Source organism: Mesorhizobium sp. LjRoot246 (genome assembly GCF_964254115.1).
In the GTDB taxonomy this organism is placed as follows: domain Bacteria; phylum Pseudomonadota; class Alphaproteobacteria; order Rhizobiales; family Rhizobiaceae; genus Mesorhizobium.
The window spans coordinates 342,995-362,289 of the sequence record NZ_CAXUSN020000001.1; the positions used below are offsets into that span (position 1 = coordinate 342,995).

Below are 19,295 nucleotides of genomic sequence, written 5' to 3' on the forward strand. Positions count from 1 at the left end.
TTGACAAGTTAGATTCGACGATGCAACCTCACTCCAGGATGCGGTGGTCCCGCAGCCTTTTGAGCATGTCGTTGTCCCAAACCGCTTCGCACTTTTGGCAACATGCTCCGGGGTTTTTGCATGCTCTATTTCTTCCAGCAGGTGCTGAACGGGCTGCATTCGGGCGCGCTCTATGCGCTGCTCGCCTTCGGCTATGTGCTGACCAACGGCATCCTGCACCGCACTAACCTCGCCTATGGCGCGCTGTTCGCATTCTGCGGCCAGACGATGATCCTGACCGCGGCCTTCGGCTATCAGGTGCTGTGGCTGACACTGCTGGCGGCGGTGGCGCTCGGCGTCGTCGCCGCGTTCCTCTATGCCGCGCTGATCAGCCAAATCCTGTCGCGCAGTGTCTTCGAACCACTGGCCGACCGTACACCCAACGCGATCGTGGTGACGACGCTCGGCATCCTGCTGCTGCTGTCGGAGGCAAGCCGCATCGCCGCCGAGACGCATGATCTGTGGCTGCCGCCTATGTTAGCGCAGCCTGTCGTTTTCGCGCAAAGCGCGACCTTCAAGGCAACGCTGACGCTCATCCAGCTCATCGACTGCGCGGTGGTAGTGGCGGCAATCGCGCTGGCCAGTTGGGCTTTTGCCCGCTCGAGCTTCGGCCGGCGCTGGCGCGCAGTCTCCGACGACCCTAAGGCAGCCGCCATGTGCGGCGTCGACGTGCGCGCTGTGTTTCGGCATGCGGTGCTGTTCGGCGGCTTCTGCGCCGCGCTGGCCGGCGTCATGGCCGGACTCTATTACGGCAATGTCAGTTTCGGCTCGGGCCTCGTCTACGGCTTAAAGATCCTGTTCGTGACGGCGGTCGGCGGCTATCTCTCGCCACCGCGCGCGGCGCTCGGCGCGGCCGCCTTCGGCATGGCCGAATCGCTGTGGGCCGGCTATTTCCCGGTCGAATGGCGCGACGCATGGATGTATCTGTTCCTGGTCGCCATGTTGATACTGGTCGGCGCCGGCCGCGACACCGGCAAGATCGCCTGAGCCGTCAGACTTTGGTTGCATGACGTGAGGGCAGACGGCCCCGCAGCCGGCGCTCGCATCTATTTGATGGTGTTTTGTTGTTTCCATCCTTGTTGACCCGTCAGTCCACGCGCGGCATACCGTTTGGACCACGCGGCGTGACGGACAACAGGGAACCCGGCACGCCTCCGGTACAAAGGGAGGAATGCATGGCAGGGCTTCTCGCTCTATCCAGGACTATTGATCGCGCAAACGAATTCATCGGAAAATGGATATCGTGGCTGATCCTGCTGGCGATCCTGGTGAGCGCCGCCAACGCCATCATCCGCAAGGTGTTCGACATCTCCTCGAACGCCTGGCTCGAACTGCAATGGTATCTGTTCGGCGCCGCCTTCATGCTGGCCGCCGCCTATACGCTGAAGCAGAACGAACATATCCGCATCGACATCGTCTATGGCCTGTTTTCGCGCCGCGTTCAGCACTGGATCGACCTGCTCGGCCATATCCTCTTCCTGATGCCGTTCGTGACGCTGATGGTGATCTATTTCGTGCCCTATGTGTCGCTGTCGTTTCGCAGCGGTGAGATGTCCAACAACTCCGGTGGACTGATCATCTGGCCGGCCAAGGCCATCCTGCTCGTCGGCTTTTTCCTGCTCGCGCTGCAGGGCATCTCGGAGATCATCAAGAAGATCGCCATCATGCGCGGCGACATGGACGATCCCAATCCCTTCATATCGGTGCATGAGCAGGCCGAGCTCGAAGCCAAGGCGCTGGCCGACGAGGTGCGCTCGTGATGGAGTTCATCGCCCAGAACATGGCGCCGATCATGTTCGCCTCGCTGATCGTCTTCCTGCTGATCGGCTACCCCGTCGCCTTTTCACTGGCCGCCAACGGATTGATGTTCTTCTTCATCGGCGTGCTCCTCTCGCCTTATTCCGGTGGATCGATCAATCTCGCCTGGCCGCTTCTCCATGCATTGCCGGATAATTTCTACGGCAGCCGGGTGATGTCCAACGACACGCTGCTGGCCATCCCTTTCTTCACCTTCATGGGCATCGTGCTCGAACGATCGGGTATGGCCGAAGACCTGCTCGACACGATCGGCCAGCTGTTCGGGCCAATCCGCGGCGGCCTTGCCTATGCGGTGATCTTCGTCGGTGCGCTTTTGGCGGCGACCACCGGTGTGGTGGCGGCTTCCGTCATCGCCATGGGCCTGATCTCGCTGCCGATCATGCTGCGCTACGGCTATGATCGCCGGTTGGCGTCGGGTGTCATCGCGGCGTCTGGCACGCTTGCCCAGATCATCCCGCCATCGCTGGTGCTGATCGTGCTCGCCGACCAGCTCGGCCGCTCGGTCGGCGATATGTATGCCGGTGCGCTGATCCCCGGCCTCGTGCTCACCGTCCTCTATATGTCCTACGTCCTGATCATGTCGATCATCCGGCCGAACTCGATGCCGGCGCTACCACTCGAGGCCCGTACGCTCGGCCATGGCGTGACGTCCCTTCTGGTGGCGTTGGTGGTCACCGTGGCGCTTTCCTACGGAGCGTACCGCTATCTCGCGCCGGCGCATGGCGACAATGCCGACATTCTCGGCGCCACTGCCGGGGTGCTGTTCATCTACATCGTGGCCATTGCCGACAAACGTCTGAACTTCAACATGATGTCCAGGCTCACGCAGCAGGTGATCATCGTGCTGATCCCGCCGCTGGCGCTGATCTTCCTGGTGCTGGGCACCATCTTCCTTGGCATCGCCACCCCGACCGAGGGCGGCGCCATGGGCTCTGTCGGCGCCTTGATCATGGCGGCGGCAAAGGGTCGGCTGTCGCTCGATGTCGTCAAGCAGGCACTGGCCTCTACGACAAGGCTGTCGTCCTTCGTGCTGTTCATCCTGATCGGCGCGCGGGTGTTCTCGCTGACCTTCTACGGCGTCAACGGCCACATCTGGGTCGAGCACCTTTTGACCTCACTGCCGGGCGGCGAAGTCGGCTTCCTGATCGGCGTCAACATGCTCGTCTTCTTCCTGGCCTTCTTCCTCGACTTCTTCGAACTGGCGTTCATCATCGTACCGCTGCTGGCGCCCGCCGCCGACAAGCTCGGCATCGACCTGATCTGGTTCGGCGTGCTTCTGGGCGTCAACATGCAGACCAGCTTCATGCATCCGCCTTTCGGCTTCGCGCTGTTCTATCTGCGTTCGGTGGCCGCCCGCGTGCCCTATCTCGACCGCCTCACCGGCAAACAGATCGCGCCGGTGACCACCGGGCAGATCTATTGGGGGGCGGTGCCTTTCGTCTGCATCCAGGTGATCATGATCGGACTGACCATCGCCTTCCCGCAAATGGTGATGCACTACAAGGGAACGACCGTCGATCCGGGCACGATCGACTACCAGGTGCCGGAGATGCCCGGCCTGTCGCCGCTCGGCACGCCGCCGGCGGACGGCGCAGCGCCTTCCGGCGGCACGGCACCGGCAGCTCCCGCCGCTGCCCCTGACCTGTCGCAACCGCCGAGTTTCGGCGATCCGGCACCAGCCAAGCCGGCGGCGCCACAGCCCGATTTGTCGCAGCCACCGAGCTTCAATTGAAAACCGGCATGGCCACGACGATGAAAGCGGTGCGGCTGGAAGCGGTGGGCAGCATCGCGCTGCGCGAAGTCGACAAGCCAGACATCGGGCCGGACGAGCTTCTGGTGCGCATCGAAGCCTGCGGCGTCTGCGGCACGGACCGGCATCTGTTCCACGGTGAATTTCCGTGTACGCCACCGGTGACGCCCGGCCACGAATTCTCCGGCATCGTCGAGGCGATCGGCAAATCCGTCTCGGGTTTTGCTGTCGGCGATCGCGTCACCGGCGACCCCAACATTGCCTGCGGGCGTTGCGCGCATTGTCATGCTGGACGCGTCAACCTCTGCAGCAATCTGCGCGCCATCGGCATTCATCGCGACGGCGGCTTTGCAGAATATCTTGCCTTGCCGCAAAAACAGGCTTTTGTGCTACCTGCGGACCTCGATCCGATCCACGGTGCGTTCTGCGAGCCGCTGGGCTGCTGTCTGCATGGCGTGGACCTTGCCGAAATCAAGCCAGGCGGCACCGTGGTCGTGCTTGGCGGCGGCGTGATCGGCCTGCTCACCGTGCAGCTTGCGCGTCTGGCCGGGGCCACGACCATCATCTTGTCGACCAGGCAAGCCTCGCGGCGCGCGCTCGCTAGGGAGTTCGGCGCCACCACGACGGTCGATCCAACCGCCGCCGATGTCATCGACGCCATCGCCGGGCCAACAGGCCTGGCGCCTGGCGGTGTCGACGTCGTCTTCGAGTGCGCGGGCGTGCGAGAGACCGTCGAGCAGTCGATGCGGCTGGCCCGCGCCGGCGGCACGGTCATCATCGTCGGCGTGACCCCGCAAGGCATGAAAGTGGAATTCGAGCCGTTCGACCTGCTGTTTCGGGAATTGAAAGTGCTCGGTTCCTTCCTCAATCCCTACACCCATCGCCGCGCAGCCGAACTGATCGCTTCCGGTGCGATCGAGATCGACCGGCTGATCTCCAGGCAGGTGCCGCTTGAAGAGGCGGCAGCGGTGATCGCCAATCCGCCGGCTCCCGGCGAGGTCAAGGTTCTGGTGGTGCCGCAACCGGGCTGAGCTGGCTTTCAGGCGTTTGCGCCGCCCCTCATCGCCCTGCCGGGCGGATGAGGGGCGGCGCCAATTTCAGTGTTAGCCGGCGCAAGCCGGAGGTCTCTCAGATAGGACTACAGCTTGCCGTTGCGCTGCTGCACCATCATGAAGGTGTCGTAATTGTATTCGGCCACCTGCGCCCAGAGATAATGCTCCTTGCGGAAGCCCTTGATCGATTCCCAGATCTTCTTGAACGGGGCGTTGGATGCTTCCATTTCGGCATAGACCTCGTTGGCCTTTTCGAAACAGGCGGTCATGATCTCCTGGCTGAATGGGCGCAGTTTCGCGCCGCCGGCCACCAGCCGCTTCACCGCCGCAGGGTTCAGATAGTCGTATTTCTGCAGCATGTTGGCGTCGGCCGCCTGTGCCGCTGTGCGCAACAGCGACTTGTACGTCGGCGAAAGTTCTTCGTACTTCGCCTTGTTGAACATCAGGTGGACGGTCGGGCCGCCTTCCCACCAGCCGGGGTAGTAGTAATAGGGAGCGACCTTGTAGAAGCCGAGCTTCTCGTCGTCATAGGGGCCGACCCATTCGGCGGCGTCGATGGTGCCTTTTTCCAGCGCCGGATAGATGTCGCCGCCGGCGATCTGCTGCGGCACGACGCCGAGCTTCTGCACCACCTTGCCGGCAAAACCGCCGATGCGCATCTTGAGGCCGGACAGGTCGGCCACCGTGTTGATTTCCTTGCGGAACCAGCCGCCCATCTGCACGCCGGTGTTGCCGCCCGGCAGACCGAAAAGGCCCTGCGTGGCGAGAAACTCGTTGAACAGGTCGATGCCGCCGCCGTGGTAGTGCCAGGCATTTATGCCGCGCGCGTTGAGCGAAAAGGGAACCGCCGCACCGAGCGCCCATGTCGGGTCCTTGCCCCAGTAGTAATATGCCACCGTGTGGCAGGCCTCGACCGTGCCGGCCGTAGTGGCGTCGGCCGCCTGCAGGCCTGGCACCAGTTCGCCGGCGGCGAAGACCTGGATCTGGAAGTTGCCGTCGGTGGCTTCCGACAGCATCTTGGAGAAGACCTCGGCGCCGCCATAGATGGTGTCGAGCGACTTCGGGAAGGACGACGCCAGCCGCCACGTCACCTTGGGATTGGACTGAGCTATTGCGGGCGCCGCCAGCGTGGCAGCCGCCGCGGCGGCGCCGACGCCGGTGACACCGGCCTTGCGAATGAATGAACGACGATCCATGAAGTTCCTCCCTATTGGATCAATAGACCGACGTTCGGGGATATCCTCGATTCCCGTATCGGTTCGCTCGAAACAATACACGGGCAAGAAGTCGAGTCCAGCACGGCGGCCCGATTTGACGGCGAAGCCATGCGGCCCTGCAACTATAGTCTAACGGGCAGTTTCGTGGCCTATGCGACATGCTGAAACTTGTCATGGAAAAATGACCAGAGATCGCCTATTTTGCAGGCAGGACATCCCTTGCCCAGATGGAACACAGAGCCAAAATGCATCAGCCGCTCGTCGCCATATCGACCGACGTCCGTCAATTCGACAACTACACCTGGCATGCCGCCCCGCAGCAATATCTGGAAGCGGCGATCACCGGCGCCGGCGTGTTCCCACTGCTGGTGCCATCGTTCGGCGACCAGCTCGACTTCGATGAACTCCTGTCGTCGGTCGACGGCGTCATGGTCACCGGCTCGAAATCCAATGTACATCCCTCGCTCTATGGCGGCGATGCCAGCGAAGCCAATGGCCCCTATGATCCGGCGCGGGACGCCACGACGCTGCCGCTGATCCGCCGGGCGATCGAGCGCGGCGTGCCGCTGCTCGCCATCTGCCGCGGTATCCAGGAGTTGAACGTGGCGCTGGGCGGCACGCTGGGCACCGAGATCCAGGAGCGCGAGGGTTCGCTCGACCACCGCGCGCCGGTAAGCGACAAGCAGGACGAACGCTTCGCCATTCACCAGACTATCTCGATCAAGCCAGGCAGCTGCCTGGCCGGTGTGTTCGGTGCCGGCGACATCAAGGTCAATTCGTTGCACCGCCAGGCGATCGACCGGCTCGGCCCGAAGCTGCGGATCGAGGCGGTCGCCACCGACGGAACGATAGAAGCGGTTTCGGTGCGCGATTCACGCGCCTTCGCCGTCGGCGTGCAATGGCATCCGGAGTATTGGGTCAAGTCGGACAGCAACTCGGTGAAAATATTCCGTGCCTTCGGCGATGCGGTTCGCCTGCACGCCGCAGCGAAGGCTGGCGCGCGGGCCGCAGCGGAATAATCAGTCGCCAGATTTCTTATCACCGGTGGCCGCCAGCGACAGCAGCGGAAGCGCCGGGGCATAGGATTCATAGCCGTTGCCGTCGGCAACCGCGAATGTGACGATGGGGTCGGTGCCATTAGCGCTGAAGGCGACCGTACCGTCGTTTTGCTCGCGCCAGAACTTCGCCTGCTCTATGCCCGGCAACAGCCGGCGGCATTTCGGAGCAACGGTGAGCAGCGACAAGCCGTCCGAAATTTCGGCCCCGCGGCTGACTGCACAGGCCGCCTCATCGCCATTGGCGATCAGTCTGTAGCTGTTGGACGGAGCGGCCTCGTTGGCGACGCTTTCGCCGCTGCCGTCATGAAACATTTGCACGCCGCCAAACAGCGCTGCGACAGCGATCAATACGGAAAGTGCTTTCATCATTCTTCATCCACCCACACGGACAGGTTGAAGAATGATTCCAAAGGGTTAAGCTGACGTTAATAAGTGTGGCAGCCGGCCATTCAAGCTCGCGCCTTGACGCCCGCCGTCTCGGGCACCGGCGTCAGCGGGCGGCGCTCGGTGAACCAGGACACAAGATTGTCGACGCAGAGATCCGCCATGGCGCGACGAGTGTGGTCCGAGGCCGAGCCGACATGCGGCAGCAGCGAAGTGTTGGGCGCGTCGAGCAGCGCCTTGGGCACGTTCGGTTCGTCGGCAAAGACATCGAGGCCGGCAGCGGCGATGGTGCCATTGGCGAGGGCCGCCGCAAGCGCTGCCTCGTCGACCGTGCTGCCACGGCCGATGTTGACGAAGACACCGTTGGCGCCAAGCGCCGATAGGATTGCGGCGCTGACCGCCTTCTCCGTCGAGGCGCCGCCTGGCGCCACCGAAATCAGCGTGTCGACGGCTTCGGCGAGCCCTTTCAGCGTCGGGTGGTACCGATAGGAAAGACCTTCGACACGGCGCCGGTTGTGGTAGGCGACCGGCAGGCCAAAAGCTTCCAAACGCCGGGCGATGGCTTGCCCGATGCGGCCCATGCCAAAGATACCCACACTGCGTCCGCGCAAGGTCAGCCGGCTTAGCGGATAGTTGCCCTTGCGCGCCCAGCTGCCATCGCGCAGCCAGGTTTCGGCGCGCGGCAGGTCACGGACAGTGTTGATCAGCAGTCCGATCGCGGTGTCGGCGACTTCCTCAGTCAACACGTCAGGCGTGTTGGTGACCATGATGTTTTTCGCGGCCGCATGACCGACATCGACCGAATCATAGCCGACGCCGAAGGAGGCGATGAGTTCGAGGTTGGGCAATGCATCCATCATCGCCGCGTTGATGCCGGCAAACGAAGCGATGCCGCGCACGTTGCTGCGCATCTCTTCGGTTACCAGCGACGGATCGGCACGTTCGATCGTGACACGCTTGAATGTATGGTCGATGCGGTCGACCGCATGGTCGTTGAAATCGCCCGGCACCAGAATGGCAACGGTCTGCAGCTGTTCGGCCTTGGTCATGCGCGCTCCACCGGCTTGCCGGTCGACTGACGCACATGCAGTTCCGGCTTGATCAATTCCTGCGAGGGCCGCACCGTCTGCCCGTTGAGTTTGTCGAGCAGCGCGCTGGCAGCACGGCGGCCAACCTCGCGCTGGCCGTTCCAGACGGTGGTCAGCGCCGGCGTCGCGATCGCCGCCTCTTCGAGATCGTCATAGCCGGTGACGGAGATGTCGACGCCCGGCACCAGGCCGGCGCGCGCAATGCCGTTCATCAGGCCGATGGCGACAAGATCGTTCCAGCAGCATGCAGCCGTTGGTCTGTCCTTCAGCGCCAGGAACTGCCCGGCGGCCTCGAAGCCGGCCTGCTTGGTGCGCGGTCCGGCGATGCGCCAGGACGGCCTGACTTCCAGCCCGGCCGCATCCATCGCGTTGACATAGCCCTGGTAGCGGTCGCGGCCGGTCGAGGTCTGGTCGGTGCCGCCGATCATGGCGATGCGCTTGTGGCCGAGTGAGATCAGATGGTTGGTGGCGAGGCCTGTTCCATAAGAGTCGTCGCCGCGAAAGACCGGCACGTCAGCGCCCTCGACGGTGCGCGCGATCAGCACCGCCGGCAGGCCATTCTCCTCGGCCATCACGATGTCGGAAGCCGGCGTGCCGATGGCGGGCGACATGATGACGCCGTCGGCGCCGAGCTGCAAAAGTGTGTCGATGAAGGTGCGCTGCTTTTCGAGCTGATCATAGTGATTGGACAGGATGAAGGTCTGCCGGCTGCGGTCGAGCTCACTTTCGATCGAACGCAGAATCTCGGCGAAGAACGGGTTCATGATGTCGTGGACGACGACACCGACAATGCCCGAACGCGAGGTGCGCAGGCTGGCGGCGCGACGGTTGTAGATATAGCCGATGGCGCGAGCATGTTCCTTGATGCGATCGCGGGTAGTGCCGGCAACCAGCGGGCTGTCGCGCAGCGCCAGCGAGACCGTGGCCGTGGACACGCCGAGCGCATCCGCGATCGTCGAAAGCTTGATTTTCTGTGCCAGCGACCTGTGCTCCCCGACCGACCCAAATTCAAATCTAAACTGTTTAAAGGCGGCGTTATGCCACCGATCGGGGTCAAATCAAAGTTTTTTTGCCAGCGCTTCCGCCTCGACATCCGAGGCTGCGCGGCTCTGCAGCCGAAGCCGGTGCTCGCGGTGAACGATATAGAGGCCGCTGGCGACGATGATGGCTGCACCGACCAGCGTCCAGCGGTCGGGAAACTGCTTGAAGACGATCCAGCCGGAAATGATCATCCACACCATCTGGGAATAGGGATAGGGCGCCAATGCCGTGGTTGTCGCCAGCCGGTAGGCCTGGACGAGCAACCAGTGGCCGACGCCGCCGAACACGCCAAGCATGAGCAGCACGAACCAGTGCCAGCCGTCATGCGGCAGCGAAAACGAAAACGGCAGCAACGGCAAAAGCAGCAGCGCCGGCGCCAGCGCCGAAAACAGGATCAGGCTTTCCGAGGTCTCGGTCGCCGACATGCGGCGCGTCATGACGACGTAGAAGCAGTTCGACAGCATCGAGCCGAGCGCAAACAGATGGCCGATGCCGAAAACGCCGACGCCTGGCCGGGTGATGATGAGCACACCGGCAAAGGCCGCCAGGATCGCCAGCCAACGCCGCCAGCCTGCCCACTCGCCAAGCAGCGGACCGGCCAGTGCCGTGATCACCATCGGCCCGAAGAAATAGATCGAGGTGGTCTCGGCCAGTTGCAGGGATTTGAGCGCCAGGACATTGAAGATGGTCGACCCGAACAGGAACGCCCCACGCAAGATATGCGCCGGCAGGTTGACCGGACGAAACCGCATGGGTTGGCGCCAGCCGCGCAACAGCGTGCCGACCAGGACGACATGCACGGCAAAGCGCACCCAGGCAACGACCAGCACGGAAACGCCGGCAAGGACGAGGTATTTGCTTGATGTGTCGAGGAAGGTGAAGCAGAGATAGGTGGAAAGCATGCACAGGATCGCCACCGGGGGCGTCGCGCTTTCTACATGTCTTTGGGGAGCACTCACTTGCAGGCCGGGTGGGAAGCTGGGCTGGAGCCCACCTTTGCGGGAATTGCCGGCTCCCGGCAAGCCAATTGTCGCCAGCCGTCACGCCAAAGCCAGCTGGCACAACAAGTGACGGCGGCAGGCTTAAGTCCATGCTTTTAGGAGTTAGGCATGCATGCGGGCGCCCTTGGTGATCTTGTCGACAATCTTCTTCTCGGCGCGAAGTGCAAGACCGACCACCTTGGCGCCTTCTGGCGCAAATTCGGTGAAGACGGCACGATTGGCCGCGTCAAAGCCGGTCGCGAACATCTCCTCGACATAGAGCGAGGTCGTCACGCCGCGCTCCAGCGTGCGCCGGTGGATCGTGCCGAGCGTCGCCTGGTCGGCGGACAGCACGATGACCGGCTGGATCGACAGCGGATTGTAGAGATTGCCGGCGCGATCGCGATAGGGTTCTCCGATGATGTCGGGAAACTGGGCGACGATGCCGCTGGTCAGGAAAGCGGTGACGTTGAGTTTCTGCCAGACCGGCAGATCCTCCCGGAGCACGATTGCAAATTTCGTATCGAACATGAGAAAATAGACCATTCGAGGTTGCGCCCCGCGTTCGGGGCTGAAGGAGACGATGTCGCACGATCTAGACAGCCAGGCCTTTAGGGGTCTTGGACGTTTGTGCGTCGAGGCGGCGGAAAACTGCATCATCTCCGCCCCCGACCCTGCCGGCATGGAGCGGATCGAAGCGCGCTTCCATGGCAGCGCCTTCGACATTCATCGCCACGATACCTATGCGATCGGGGTGACGCTGCACGGGGTGCAGACGTTTCGCTACCTCGGCGCAACACGCCACAGCCTGCCCGGCCAGATCATCGTGCTGCATCCCGACGAGCTGCATGACGGCGGCGCCGGCACCGAGGACGGCCTGCGCTACCGGATGCTCTATTTGGAGCCATCGCTGATGCTCGACTGCCTTGGCGGCACGTCGCTGCCATTTGTCGGGGATGGCGTGGTGACGGACGCGGCCTTTTGCGCAACGCTGCTCTCGGCGCTGGGGCCGCTGGAGCAGGAACTCGACGAGCTGTTCGTCGACGACTTCCTGACGCAACTGATGCAAAGCCTGACCCGGCATGCCGGCCAGCCAGCGAAGCCGATGACCACGACAGCGCGGCGGGCGGCTGCACTGGCGCGCGACTATCTCACGGAAAACCTGACCCGGCCGGTGCGCTCCGGCGAACTGGAAGCTGTAACCGGGCTTGATCGCTATGCCTTGTCACGGCATTTCCGCGCCGCCTTCTCGACCAGTCCGCATCGCTTCCTGGTGATGCGCCGGCTGCAGCGGGCGCGGCGGATGATCGCCGCCGGCGAGCCGTTGGCGCAGATCGCGGTCGAAGCCGGCTTCAGCGACCAAAGCCATTTCATCAGGCAATTCAAGAAGGCGTTCGGCATGACGCCAGGGCGTTGGTCGTCGCTGATCCACGGATCTGCGGCGGGGGCGGCTTGATCGTTGTGCCGGGATCAGGCGATCATTCGTCCGTCTCGGCGTCGTCGTCTATCAACACCAGTTCCTCGTTCGAGAGGTTGGCCTCGATGCGGGCAAGCAGCTTGAACAGCGCCTTCTGATCCTTCTTGTCGAGCCCCTTCAACGCCAGCTTTTCGGTCTTCTTCACCGATTTCTCGATGGCGTGAATGATGTCGCGGCCGGTGTCGGTGAGGAAGATGTGCGCCTGGCGAGCATCAGCCGACGAGGCGCGCTTCTCCAGAAAACCTTGAGCCTGTAGCCGGTTGATGGTCTTGGTGATGGTGGGCGGGCGCACGCCGAGGCGGCCGGCAAGATTGCCAGGCGTCTGGCCGTCCTCACGGTCGAGCGACAGCATGATCTGGTCCTGGCCGGCATAGAAGCCGTGCGCCAGAAGCCGTGCCGCCAACGCGGTTCTTGCCAGCCTTGCCGCCGAATGCAGCCGGCTCATTGTCGCAGTCTTGTCCGCCTTGGCCATGGTCATCCCTCTTCGGCCTTACCGGTGCGGGCAGCATAGAGGCAGCCGGCCGGTTGGCAATCGACGATGAAAAAGATTCCGGAGCTTCAAACAGCTTTGCCGGCAAGCATTGTGGTGTCCGCCGTGGCTAATGCCAGATGTTTATTTCAGTTAGATGACAAACGAGTTTTCGCGGCCGGAGTTTTCGTCGCGAGCAGGCATGAGGGAATGTCGCTCAGCCGGGCTTCACCGCGACGATCATCAGCGGTTGAGAGGCATCCTCCGGACATACGGTGCCTCTCGAATTTGGCTTCGCATCGCCTGCCGCGTCCTGATCTGGGCGGTTATGGCGGCAATTCGGCAATGTCACCAAGTCGGTTTGGCCCATCGGTTTGCCCCGTGCAAAAGCCCGGCACACATCCTATATGGAGCCAACAATCCGTTTTTCGAGGGCCGATTTTTTGCGGACCCAGCACCTTAGAGGCAAGCCATGAGCGACGCACAGACGCAGATTCCCGTAACCGTTCTGACCGGCTATCTCGGCGCCGGCAAGACGACGCTGCTCAACCGCATCCTGTCGGAAAACCACGGCAAGCGTTACGCCGTGATCGTCAATGAATTCGGCGAAATCGGCATCGACAACGATCTGATCGTTGAATCCGACGAGGAAATCTACGAGATGAACAATGGCTGCGTCTGCTGCACTGTGCGCGGCGACCTGATCCGTGTCGTCGAGGGCCTGATGCGCAGGCCGGGCCGCTTCGACGCCATCGTCGTCGAGACCACCGGGCTCGCCGATCCGGTGCCGGTGGCGCAGACCTTCTTCATGGACGACGACGTGCGCTCCAAGACCAGGCTCGACGCGGTCGTGGCGCTGGTCGACGCCAAGCATCTGCCGCTGCGGCTTAAGGATTCCAGGGAGGCCGAGGATCAGATCGCCTTCGCCGACGTCGTCGTGCTCAACAAGACCGATCTCGTCACCCCTGAAGAGCTCGCCAAGGTCGAGGCGACGATCCGCGCCATCAATCCAGCTGCAAGGATCCATCGCACGACGCGAGCCGGCGTCGCGCTGACCGAAGTGCTCGACCGCGGCGCCTTCGACCTGTCCAGGGCGCTGGAAAACGATCCGCACTTCCTCGAGGCGCATGACGATCACGATCATCATGACCACGATCATGACGGGCACGGTCATCACCATCATGATCATGACGGGCACGACCACCACCATCACGCGCACGCATCCGACATCCATGACGTGACGGTGCAGTCGGTATCGCTGCGCGGCGGCGAGATGGACCCGAAGAAATTCTTCCCGTGGATCGAAAAGATCACCCAGATGGAAGGCCCCAACATCCTGCGGCTGAAGGGCATCATCGCGCTCAAGGGCGATGACGAGCGCTATGTCATCCAGGGCGTGCACATGATCATCGAGGGCGATCACCAGCGCGCCTGGAAGGACGGCGAAAAGCATGAGAGCCGGCTGGTGTTCATCGGCCGCGAACTCGACGCCGAGCGGTTGAAGAAGAGCTTCGACGCCTGCCAGGTATAAATCATCCTCGTAGCGCTGTTCAGGGTGGGTTGAATATCTCCTCGTGTACACATATCATGTGTACACGATATCAGCGGCGAGGAATGACCTATGTCTAGATCAGCCGACAACAAGACCGAGCGCTACCAAATCCGCATTCCGCCTGAGCAGAAGGCGATGATCTCCCGCGCCGCAGCGCTATCGCACAAGGACATGGCCGACTTTATCCTCGATAAGGTCGTGCCAGAAGCGCAGGCTGTGATCGAAGCAGCCGAGGTGACGAAGGTGTCCGGTCGCGATTTCTCGCGCATCCTCGACCTGTTGGAGCACCCGCCAAAACCCAACACCAAGCTCAAGGCCGCGATCGCTGCCTTGCCGGATACTCTGTGACGCTTCCGTCCTGGCACGAAGAACCGATTGCGAAACGTCACGATCGGGCTTCCTTCGATTGCGGCGACGCGCAGATGAACGACTTTCTGCGGCGGTTCGCGCGACAGAGCCACGATCAGAACGCAGCCAAGACCTTCTGTGCGATCGATGACGCGGCTTCGGAGCGTATCCTCGGTTTCTATACGATCGCACCGTCTGCAGTCGCGCATGAAACCGTGCCCGAAGCCATGGCGAGGGGCTTAGCCCGACACGAGGTTTCCGGTTTCAAGCTTGCCCGGCTCGCGACCGATCGCACCGCTGCAGGGCAAGGGCTCGGCGGCCAGTTGCTTGCAGCCGCGGCGTTGCGCTGCCTACGGCTTGCTGGCGAGGGCGGCGGCATCCTGCTCATCATCGACGCCAAGAGCGAGCTGGCGGCAAGGTGGTATGTCAGCTATGGCGCCGAGCACCTCCTGGGATCGGAGTTGACCCTGGTGATGCCCCTGGCGACGTTTGCAACCGATCTGCGGGAGAAGGGACTGCTTTGACGATCGCCTCCCGCGACTCGCCAATCCTCATATTGCCGGAACCGCAAACGTCGAGTAAGCCGCCGGGTTGTCTCTGCAATCTCGTCCAGGTGAATAAAGATAACCATGCCAACCGTCGCTCCGCTTGATCTTGAAGGCCACTGCATCGCCGCCGTCTTCCTGGGCGACGTGCCGCATTTCGCGCTGGCCGACGGCGCCGTCCATCGGCTCGACCATGGTCACAAGACAGTTCAGGCCAATGACGGGCTGCTCGCCGCCTTCCATGATGCGGCCAACGACCGGCTGATCACCGGCGGTGAGGATGGCAAGGTGTTTGCCGTGAAAGCCGGCGGCGAGGCGACCGAACTGACCAGTGCCGGAAAGAAATGGATCACCAGCGTCGCGGCCGGGCCGCAAGGCGCCGTCGCCTATGCCTCAGGCAAGACTGCCTTCGTGCGCTTTGCTGACGGCAAGACCAGGGAATTCGTCCATCCGCGCTCGGTCGAAGGGCTGGCGTTTTCGCCCAAGGGCATGCGCTTCGGCGTTGCCCGCTACAATGGCGCGACGCTGCATTTCCCGGCCGCGGAGGGCAAGCCGGTCGAGCTCGAATGGGCCGGCGCTCACACCGGCATCACCTTCTCGCCCGATGGCGCCTTCCTCGTCACCACGATGCAGGAAAATGCGTTGCACGGCTGGAAGCTCGCCGACGGCAAGCACATGCGCATGAGCGGCTATCCCGGCAAGGTCAAAAGCCTGTCGTGGAGCGTGAAAGGCAAGTGGCTGGCAAGTTCCGGCGCGCCGGCGGCGATCGTCTGGCCGTTTTCGGGTAAGGACGGGCCGATGGGCAAGGCGCCGCTGGAACTCGGCACGCGCGGCAACGCCATGGTGACTGCTGTCGCCTGTCACCCGAGCCAGGATGTCGTTGCCATCGGCTATGATGACGGCATGGTCATGGCTGTGCGTTTTTCCGATGCCAAGGAAGTGCTGTTGCGGCGGCCGGGCAAGGGCGCCGTCACCTCGATGATGTGGGACAAGGAAGAGCGCCGGGTCGCCTTCGGCAGTGCCGCCGGCGACTGCGGCGTCATCGACATCACGGCGTAGTTCAGGATTTATTCAGCTCCACAGGAGACCTTGCCGATCAGCTCGACCGGCTTGCCGTCCTTGTCCGTGTCGGCGGCATTGTCATAGATGGCAAGCGTGTACTGCCCGTCATAGACGCCTTCGTCGCTGGCCTTGGTCAGGATCGTCAGCTCAACAGAATTGAAGGCGTTTGCCACCTCGTACTCGCGGTAGATGTTCAGCCGCAGTTCCTTGCCGTCCAGCCAGTACTGGGTGAGGTTGGAATCCTCGAACACCGTCTTGCGCAGATGATCGCCAACCGGCCTTGCCTTGATTTCGAGATCGCCGCGAAAGTTGAAGGTCGGACCGCCCATGCCTCTGGTGACGCCGGCCTCGACCTCGAATATCGCCGCCGCGTCGTCGGTAGAGCACCAGATGCCACCTGACGCGACGGCGGCGCCAGCCGACGACAGAAGCATTGCCACACAGATGATCGTCCGCATTTTGCCCCTCACCTCAATTCCCGCTCATATTGGCGCTGACTTCGGCAGCGCGGTCAAGCGCCGCTGCCCAAAGGCTGAGCCAACGCAGGATGGATGCGCGGCCAATTGCGGATGCGGACCCGGATTGGCTAAGAGGGATCGACCAGAGGGGTTTTCATGCATAGCGACACGTCCAAGACGTCCATCGGCGGCATCAGCCGCGACCGCATTACCGAGCTGCGCGAAACCGAGGGGGCGGCCTTCCGCAAGGCGCGGCCAAAGTCGCTAGCCAAGGCCGGCAACGGCCTGCCCGGCTTCTTCGGCGGCGTGCCGATGCATTGGATGAACGACTGGCCGACGCCGTTCCCGATCCTGGTCGACAGCGCCAAGGGCGCCACGATCACCGACATCGACGGCATCAGGCTCGACGATTTCTGCCTTGGCGACACCGGCTCGATGTTCGGCCATTCGCCGCCGCCGGTGGCGCGCGCTATCCGCCGCCAGGCCGGGCGCGGCCTGACCTATATGTTGCCTTCGGAAGACGCGCTCGCGATCGGGCCGCTGCTGCAGCAGCGCTTCGGGCTGCCTTTCTGGCAAATCGCGACGACGGCGACCGACGCCAACCGCTTTGCGCTGCGTGTCGCCCGCGCCATCACCGGGCGCGAAAAAATCCTCGTCTTCAACGGCTGCTATCATGGCTCGGTCGACGAGACGATGGTGCGACTTGTCGACGGCAAGCCAGTCAACCGGCCGGGATTGGCCGGCGAGTTCCGCGACCTGACCCGCACGGCCAAGGTCATCGAGTTCAATGATGTTTCAGCACTCGAAGCCGCGCTTAGGGATAAGGATGTGGCCTGCGTCATCGCCGAACCGGTGCTGACCAATTCCTGCATGGTGCTGGCCGATCCGGGCTACCATGACGCGCTGCGCAAACTAACGCGCCAAGCCGACACGCTGCTTCTGATCGACGAGACGCATACGATCTCGACCGGCCCCGGCGGCTACACCAGGAAATACGGGCTGGAACCCGACTTCTTCGTGCTCGGCAAGCCGATCGCCGGCGGTGTGCCGGCCAGTGTGTGGGGCATGAGCGACGACATCGCCTCGCGCTATGCAGACTACAACAGGACCAAGGAACCGGGCTATTCCGGCATGGGCACAACGCTCTCGGCCAACCCGCTGCAGTTCGCGGCGATGCGCGCCACGCTCGAAGAGGTGATGACTGAGGAAAATTATGACCGGATGGACCATCTGGCGCGGCGGCTCGATGCCGGGCTGACCGGCGTGATCGACCGCTACAAGCTGCCCTGGCATGTTTCGCGCGTCGGCGCCCGTGTCGAGTTCATCTGCGCGCCCGGTCCGCTGCGCAATGGCGCCGAGGCGGAGACCGCGCACGCGCCGGAACTGGAGGCCGCCATCCACGTCGCACTGGTCAATCGCGGCGTGCTGATCGCGCCCTTCCACAACATGATGCTGATCTCGCCAGCGACCACTGGGACCCAGGTCAACCGGCTGATCACCGCCTTCGGCGCGGTTGCGGCAAAGCTTGCGGCATGAGACAAGCGGCGATGGACCACCCCAATGCTATGATGACCTCGCCTTCGGGCTCGACGCTCACCGAGGCGCAAGCCTTTCTCGACGCCCATCCCGAGATCGAGGCTTTCGATATCGTGCTGACCGATGCCAATGGCGTCGGTCGCGGCAAGATCGTGCGCCGGCATGAGCTGAAAAGCATCTTCGAGGGCGGCCGCCACATGCCGATCTCGATCCTAGGCCTCGATATCACCGGCGAGGATGTGCACGAGACCGGGCTGATCTGGACGACCGGCGACGGCGACCTCAGGGCATGGCCGATCCCCGGCACGCTGGTGCCGCTCTACGGCACGCACCCGCCGCGCGGCCAGTTGCTGATGACGATGTACATGCTCGACGGACGGCCGATGTCGTCAGATCCGCGGCTGGCGTTGGCTCGGCAAGTCGACATCCTGGCGGCCAAGGGCCTCTATCCGGCCGGAGCTTTCGAACTTGAATTCTTCCTGCTGGCCAATGAGCGCGATGCCGACGGCAAGGTGCAGCCGGCGCGCGCCGTGCTCGACGGCCGCGTCTCGGGCAAGACGGAAGTCTATTCCGTCGATCATCTGCACGGCATGGAGCCGCTGTTTTCCGACATCTATGCAGCGGCCAAGGCGCAAGGCATTCCGGCCGAGACGGTCATCTCCGAATACGCGCCTGGCCAGTACGAATTGACGCTGAACTACCGCAAGGATGTGATGCGGGCGGCCGACGATTTGGTCATGCTGAAGCGGCTGGTGCGGGCGCAGGCGCGCCGCCACGGCGTCACCGCCTGTTTCATGGCCAAGCCGATCGAGAAATATGCCGGCTCGGGCATGCACTTCCACGTCTCGCTGCAGGACAAGGCCGGCCGAAACGTTTTTGCGGAAGCCGGCGGCGAGAGCTGGTCGCTGCCGCTGCTGCAGGGGCTCGGCGGCCTGATCCAGACGATGGCGGAATCGATGCTGGTGTTTGCGCCGCATGCCAATTCGTGGCGGCGCTTCGTCTCGCAATCCTATGCGCCGGTGGCGCCGACCTGGGGCGTCAACAACCGCTCGGTGGCGCTGCGCGTGCCGGCGGGCGACGCAAAGAACCGGCGCATCGAGCACCGGCCATCCGGCGTCGACGCCAATCCCTACCTGATCGCCGCGACGGTGCTCGCCGGCATCATCAAGGGTATGGATGAAGGCCTCGATCCCGGCCCCGAAACGACAGGCAACGGTTATGAGGCAGCGGTCACGCGCACGACCATGCCGGTCGACTGGCGCGCCGCGATCGAAGCGGCCCGGGCGTCCAGCTTCCTGAAGAACGCGCTCGGCGAGGATTTGCACCGTACCTTCGTGGCGATCAAACAGTCCGAGTACTTGCGCGTGGCTCGCACGGTCAGCGAACTGGATTACCACCTCTATCTGCACGAGGTGTGAGGA

20 protein-coding genes are annotated in these 19,295 nt (G+C 63.1%); 12 read left to right on the forward strand and 8 right to left on the reverse strand.

The genetic code is table 11. The features are described 5' to 3' along the window. Nucleotides 1-120 precede the first annotated feature (120 nt). The 4 genes from ACSQ3L_RS01560 (at nt 121) to ACSQ3L_RS01575 (ending at nt 4,638) form a co-directional block, all read left to right on the forward strand. Nucleotides 121-1,026 (forward strand): branched-chain amino acid ABC transporter permease, encoded by a 906-nt coding sequence (locus ACSQ3L_RS01560; protein ID WP_436158335.1) that lies wholly within the window; start codon nt 121-123, stop codon nt 1,024-1,026. Between the two features lie 188 nt (nt 1,027-1,214). After that, nucleotides 1,215-1,799, forward strand: a complete 585-nt coding sequence (locus ACSQ3L_RS01565; RefSeq protein ID WP_292180168.1) for a TRAP transporter small permease subunit — start codon at nt 1,215-1,217, stop codon at nt 1,797-1,799. After that, on the forward strand, nt 1,796-3,589 hold the full coding sequence (locus ACSQ3L_RS01570; RefSeq protein WP_436158336.1) for a TRAP transporter large permease: 1,794 nt from the start codon (nt 1,796-1,798) through the stop codon (nt 3,587-3,589). Before ACSQ3L_RS01565 ends, ACSQ3L_RS01570 begins: the two co-directional genes overlap by 4 nt. Before the next feature lie 20 nt (nt 3,590-3,609). Beyond that, the gene (locus ACSQ3L_RS01575) at nt 3,610-4,638 is read left to right on the forward strand and encodes a zinc-dependent alcohol dehydrogenase family protein (protein WP_436163362.1); all 1,029 of its coding nucleotides are present in this window, start codon (nt 3,610-3,612) and stop codon (nt 4,636-4,638) included. A gap of 107 nt (nt 4,639-4,745) precedes the next feature. On the opposite strand, the gene ACSQ3L_RS01580 is transcribed toward ACSQ3L_RS01575, so the two are convergent. Then, nucleotides 4,746-5,855, reverse strand: a complete 1,110-nt coding sequence (locus ACSQ3L_RS01580) for a TRAP transporter substrate-binding protein (RefSeq protein ID WP_436158337.1) — start codon at nt 5,853-5,855, stop codon at nt 4,746-4,748. A 266-nt stretch (nt 5,856-6,121) separates the two neighbouring features. Between ACSQ3L_RS01580 and ACSQ3L_RS01585 the strand changes: the two genes are divergently transcribed. Further along, nucleotides 6,122-6,895 carry a gamma-glutamyl-gamma-aminobutyrate hydrolase family protein gene (locus ACSQ3L_RS01585; protein ID WP_436158338.1) on the forward strand — a complete coding sequence of 258 codons (774 nt, stop codon included), beginning with the start codon at nt 6,122-6,124 and terminating at the stop codon, nt 6,893-6,895. On the opposite strand, the gene ACSQ3L_RS01590 is transcribed toward ACSQ3L_RS01585, so the two are convergent. From ACSQ3L_RS01590 to ACSQ3L_RS01610, 5 genes are all read right to left on the reverse strand, one after another. Continuing rightward, nucleotides 6,896-7,300, reverse strand: coding sequence for a hypothetical protein (locus tag ACSQ3L_RS01590; RefSeq protein ID WP_436163363.1), 405 nt, complete (start codon nt 7,298-7,300; stop codon nt 6,896-6,898). A gap of 83 nt (nt 7,301-7,383) precedes the next feature. Then, on the reverse strand, nt 7,384-8,367 hold the full coding sequence (locus tag ACSQ3L_RS01595; RefSeq protein ID WP_436158339.1) for a 2-hydroxyacid dehydrogenase: 984 nt from the start codon (nt 8,365-8,367) through the stop codon (nt 7,384-7,386). Then, the gene (locus ACSQ3L_RS01600) at nt 8,364-9,386 is read right to left on the reverse strand and encodes a LacI family DNA-binding transcriptional regulator (RefSeq protein ID WP_292180338.1); all 1,023 of its coding nucleotides are present in this window, start codon (nt 9,384-9,386) and stop codon (nt 8,364-8,366) included. The genes ACSQ3L_RS01595 and ACSQ3L_RS01600 overlap by 4 nt, the downstream gene beginning before the upstream one ends. 78 nt (nt 9,387-9,464) lie before the next feature. After that, nucleotides 9,465-10,349: a DMT family transporter gene (locus tag ACSQ3L_RS01605; RefSeq protein ID WP_436158340.1), complete on the reverse strand. Its 885-nt coding sequence runs from the start codon at nt 10,347-10,349 to the stop codon at nt 9,465-9,467. 201 nt (nt 10,350-10,550) lie between these two features. After that, the gene (locus ACSQ3L_RS01610; RefSeq protein WP_436163364.1) at nt 10,551-10,958 is read right to left on the reverse strand and encodes a DUF2000 family protein; all 408 of its coding nucleotides are present in this window, start codon (nt 10,956-10,958) and stop codon (nt 10,551-10,553) included. Nucleotides 10,959-11,010: 52 nt separating this feature from the next. Between ACSQ3L_RS01610 and ACSQ3L_RS01615 the strand changes: the two genes are divergently transcribed. Beyond that, nucleotides 11,011-11,883: an AraC family transcriptional regulator gene (locus ACSQ3L_RS01615; RefSeq protein WP_436158341.1), complete on the forward strand. Its 873-nt coding sequence runs from the start codon at nt 11,011-11,013 to the stop codon at nt 11,881-11,883. 22 nt (nt 11,884-11,905) lie between these two features. Here ACSQ3L_RS01615 and ACSQ3L_RS01620 read toward each other — a convergent pair whose 3' ends face one another. After that, a complete protein-coding gene (locus tag ACSQ3L_RS01620) occupies nt 11,906-12,376 on the reverse strand; it encodes a MarR family winged helix-turn-helix transcriptional regulator (protein ID WP_436158342.1) in 471 nt (156 codons plus the stop codon). Between the two features lie 469 nt (nt 12,377-12,845). Between ACSQ3L_RS01620 and ACSQ3L_RS01625 the strand changes: the two genes are divergently transcribed. The 4 genes from ACSQ3L_RS01625 (at nt 12,846) to ACSQ3L_RS01640 (ending at nt 15,877) form a co-directional block, all read left to right on the forward strand. Continuing rightward, nucleotides 12,846-13,904: a CobW family GTP-binding protein gene (locus ACSQ3L_RS01625; protein WP_436158343.1), complete on the forward strand. Its 1,059-nt coding sequence runs from the start codon at nt 12,846-12,848 to the stop codon at nt 13,902-13,904. Between the two features lie 90 nt (nt 13,905-13,994). Continuing rightward, complete coding sequence (locus tag ACSQ3L_RS01630) at nt 13,995-14,273, forward strand: DUF1778 domain-containing protein (protein ID WP_436158344.1); 279 nt, start codon at nt 13,995-13,997, stop codon at nt 14,271-14,273. Further along, nucleotides 14,270-14,797 (forward strand): GNAT family N-acetyltransferase, encoded by a 528-nt coding sequence (locus ACSQ3L_RS01635; RefSeq protein WP_436158345.1) that lies wholly within the window; start codon nt 14,270-14,272, stop codon nt 14,795-14,797. Before ACSQ3L_RS01630 ends, ACSQ3L_RS01635 begins: the two co-directional genes overlap by 4 nt. Before the next feature lie 105 nt (nt 14,798-14,902). Continuing rightward, nucleotides 14,903-15,877, forward strand: a complete 975-nt coding sequence (locus ACSQ3L_RS01640) for a WD40 repeat domain-containing protein (RefSeq protein WP_436158346.1) — start codon at nt 14,903-14,905, stop codon at nt 15,875-15,877. Between the two features lie 8 nt (nt 15,878-15,885). On the opposite strand, the gene ACSQ3L_RS01645 is transcribed toward ACSQ3L_RS01640, so the two are convergent. Further along, nucleotides 15,886-16,338, reverse strand: a complete 453-nt coding sequence (locus ACSQ3L_RS01645; protein WP_436158347.1) for a hypothetical protein — start codon at nt 16,336-16,338, stop codon at nt 15,886-15,888. A gap of 156 nt (nt 16,339-16,494) precedes the next feature. Between ACSQ3L_RS01645 and ACSQ3L_RS01650 the strand changes: the two genes are divergently transcribed. Then, entirely contained in the window at nt 16,495-17,874 is a 1,380-nt protein-coding gene (locus ACSQ3L_RS01650; RefSeq protein ID WP_436158348.1) for an aspartate aminotransferase family protein, read from the forward strand. Between the two features lie 32 nt (nt 17,875-17,906). Next, nucleotides 17,907-19,292: a glutamine synthetase family protein gene (locus ACSQ3L_RS01655; RefSeq protein ID WP_436163365.1), complete on the forward strand. Its 1,386-nt coding sequence runs from the start codon at nt 17,907-17,909 to the stop codon at nt 19,290-19,292. The last annotated feature ends 3 nt before the right edge of the window (nt 19,293-19,295 follow it).

Coding starts and splice junctions, on each gene's coding strand:
- ACSQ3L_RS01610 (WP_436163364.1), bottom strand. CDS start 10,958: ATGTTCGATACGAAATTTGCAATCGTGCTCCGGGAGGATCTGCCGGTC.
- ACSQ3L_RS01630 (WP_436158344.1), top strand. CDS start 13,995: ATGTCTAGATCAGCCGACAACAAGACCGAGCGCTACCAAATCCGCATT.
- ACSQ3L_RS01615 (WP_436158341.1), top strand. CDS start 11,011: ATGTCGCACGATCTAGACAGCCAGGCCTTTAGGGGTCTTGGACGTTTG.
- ACSQ3L_RS01650 (WP_436158348.1), top strand. CDS start 16,495: ATGCATAGCGACACGTCCAAGACGTCCATCGGCGGCATCAGCCGCGAC.
- ACSQ3L_RS01595 (WP_436158339.1), bottom strand. CDS start 8,367: ATGACCAAGGCCGAACAGCTGCAGACCGTTGCCATTCTGGTGCCGGGC.
- ACSQ3L_RS01590 (WP_436163363.1), bottom strand. CDS start 7,300: ATGAAAGCACTTTCCGTATTGATCGCTGTCGCAGCGCTGTTTGGCGGC.
- ACSQ3L_RS01645 (WP_436158347.1), bottom strand. CDS start 16,338: ATGCGGACGATCATCTGTGTGGCAATGCTTCTGTCGTCGGCTGGCGCC.
- ACSQ3L_RS01655 (WP_436163365.1), top strand. CDS start 17,907: ATGACCTCGCCTTCGGGCTCGACGCTCACCGAGGCGCAAGCCTTTCTC.
- ACSQ3L_RS01585 (WP_436158338.1), top strand. CDS start 6,122: ATGCATCAGCCGCTCGTCGCCATATCGACCGACGTCCGTCAATTCGAC.
- ACSQ3L_RS01565 (WP_292180168.1), top strand. CDS start 1,215: ATGGCAGGGCTTCTCGCTCTATCCAGGACTATTGATCGCGCAAACGAA.
- ACSQ3L_RS01560 (WP_436158335.1), top strand. CDS start 121: ATGCTCTATTTCTTCCAGCAGGTGCTGAACGGGCTGCATTCGGGCGCG.
- ACSQ3L_RS01605 (WP_436158340.1), bottom strand. CDS start 10,349: ATGCTTTCCACCTATCTCTGCTTCACCTTCCTCGACACATCAAGCAAA.
- ACSQ3L_RS01620 (WP_436158342.1), bottom strand. CDS start 12,376: ATGGCCAAGGCGGACAAGACTGCGACAATGAGCCGGCTGCATTCGGCG.
- ACSQ3L_RS01640 (WP_436158346.1), top strand. CDS start 14,903: ATGCCAACCGTCGCTCCGCTTGATCTTGAAGGCCACTGCATCGCCGCC.
- ACSQ3L_RS01580 (WP_436158337.1), bottom strand. CDS start 5,855: ATGGATCGTCGTTCATTCATTCGCAAGGCCGGTGTCACCGGCGTCGGC.
- ACSQ3L_RS01575 (WP_436163362.1), top strand. CDS start 3,610: ATGAAAGCGGTGCGGCTGGAAGCGGTGGGCAGCATCGCGCTGCGCGAA.
- ACSQ3L_RS01625 (WP_436158343.1), top strand. CDS start 12,846: ATGAGCGACGCACAGACGCAGATTCCCGTAACCGTTCTGACCGGCTAT.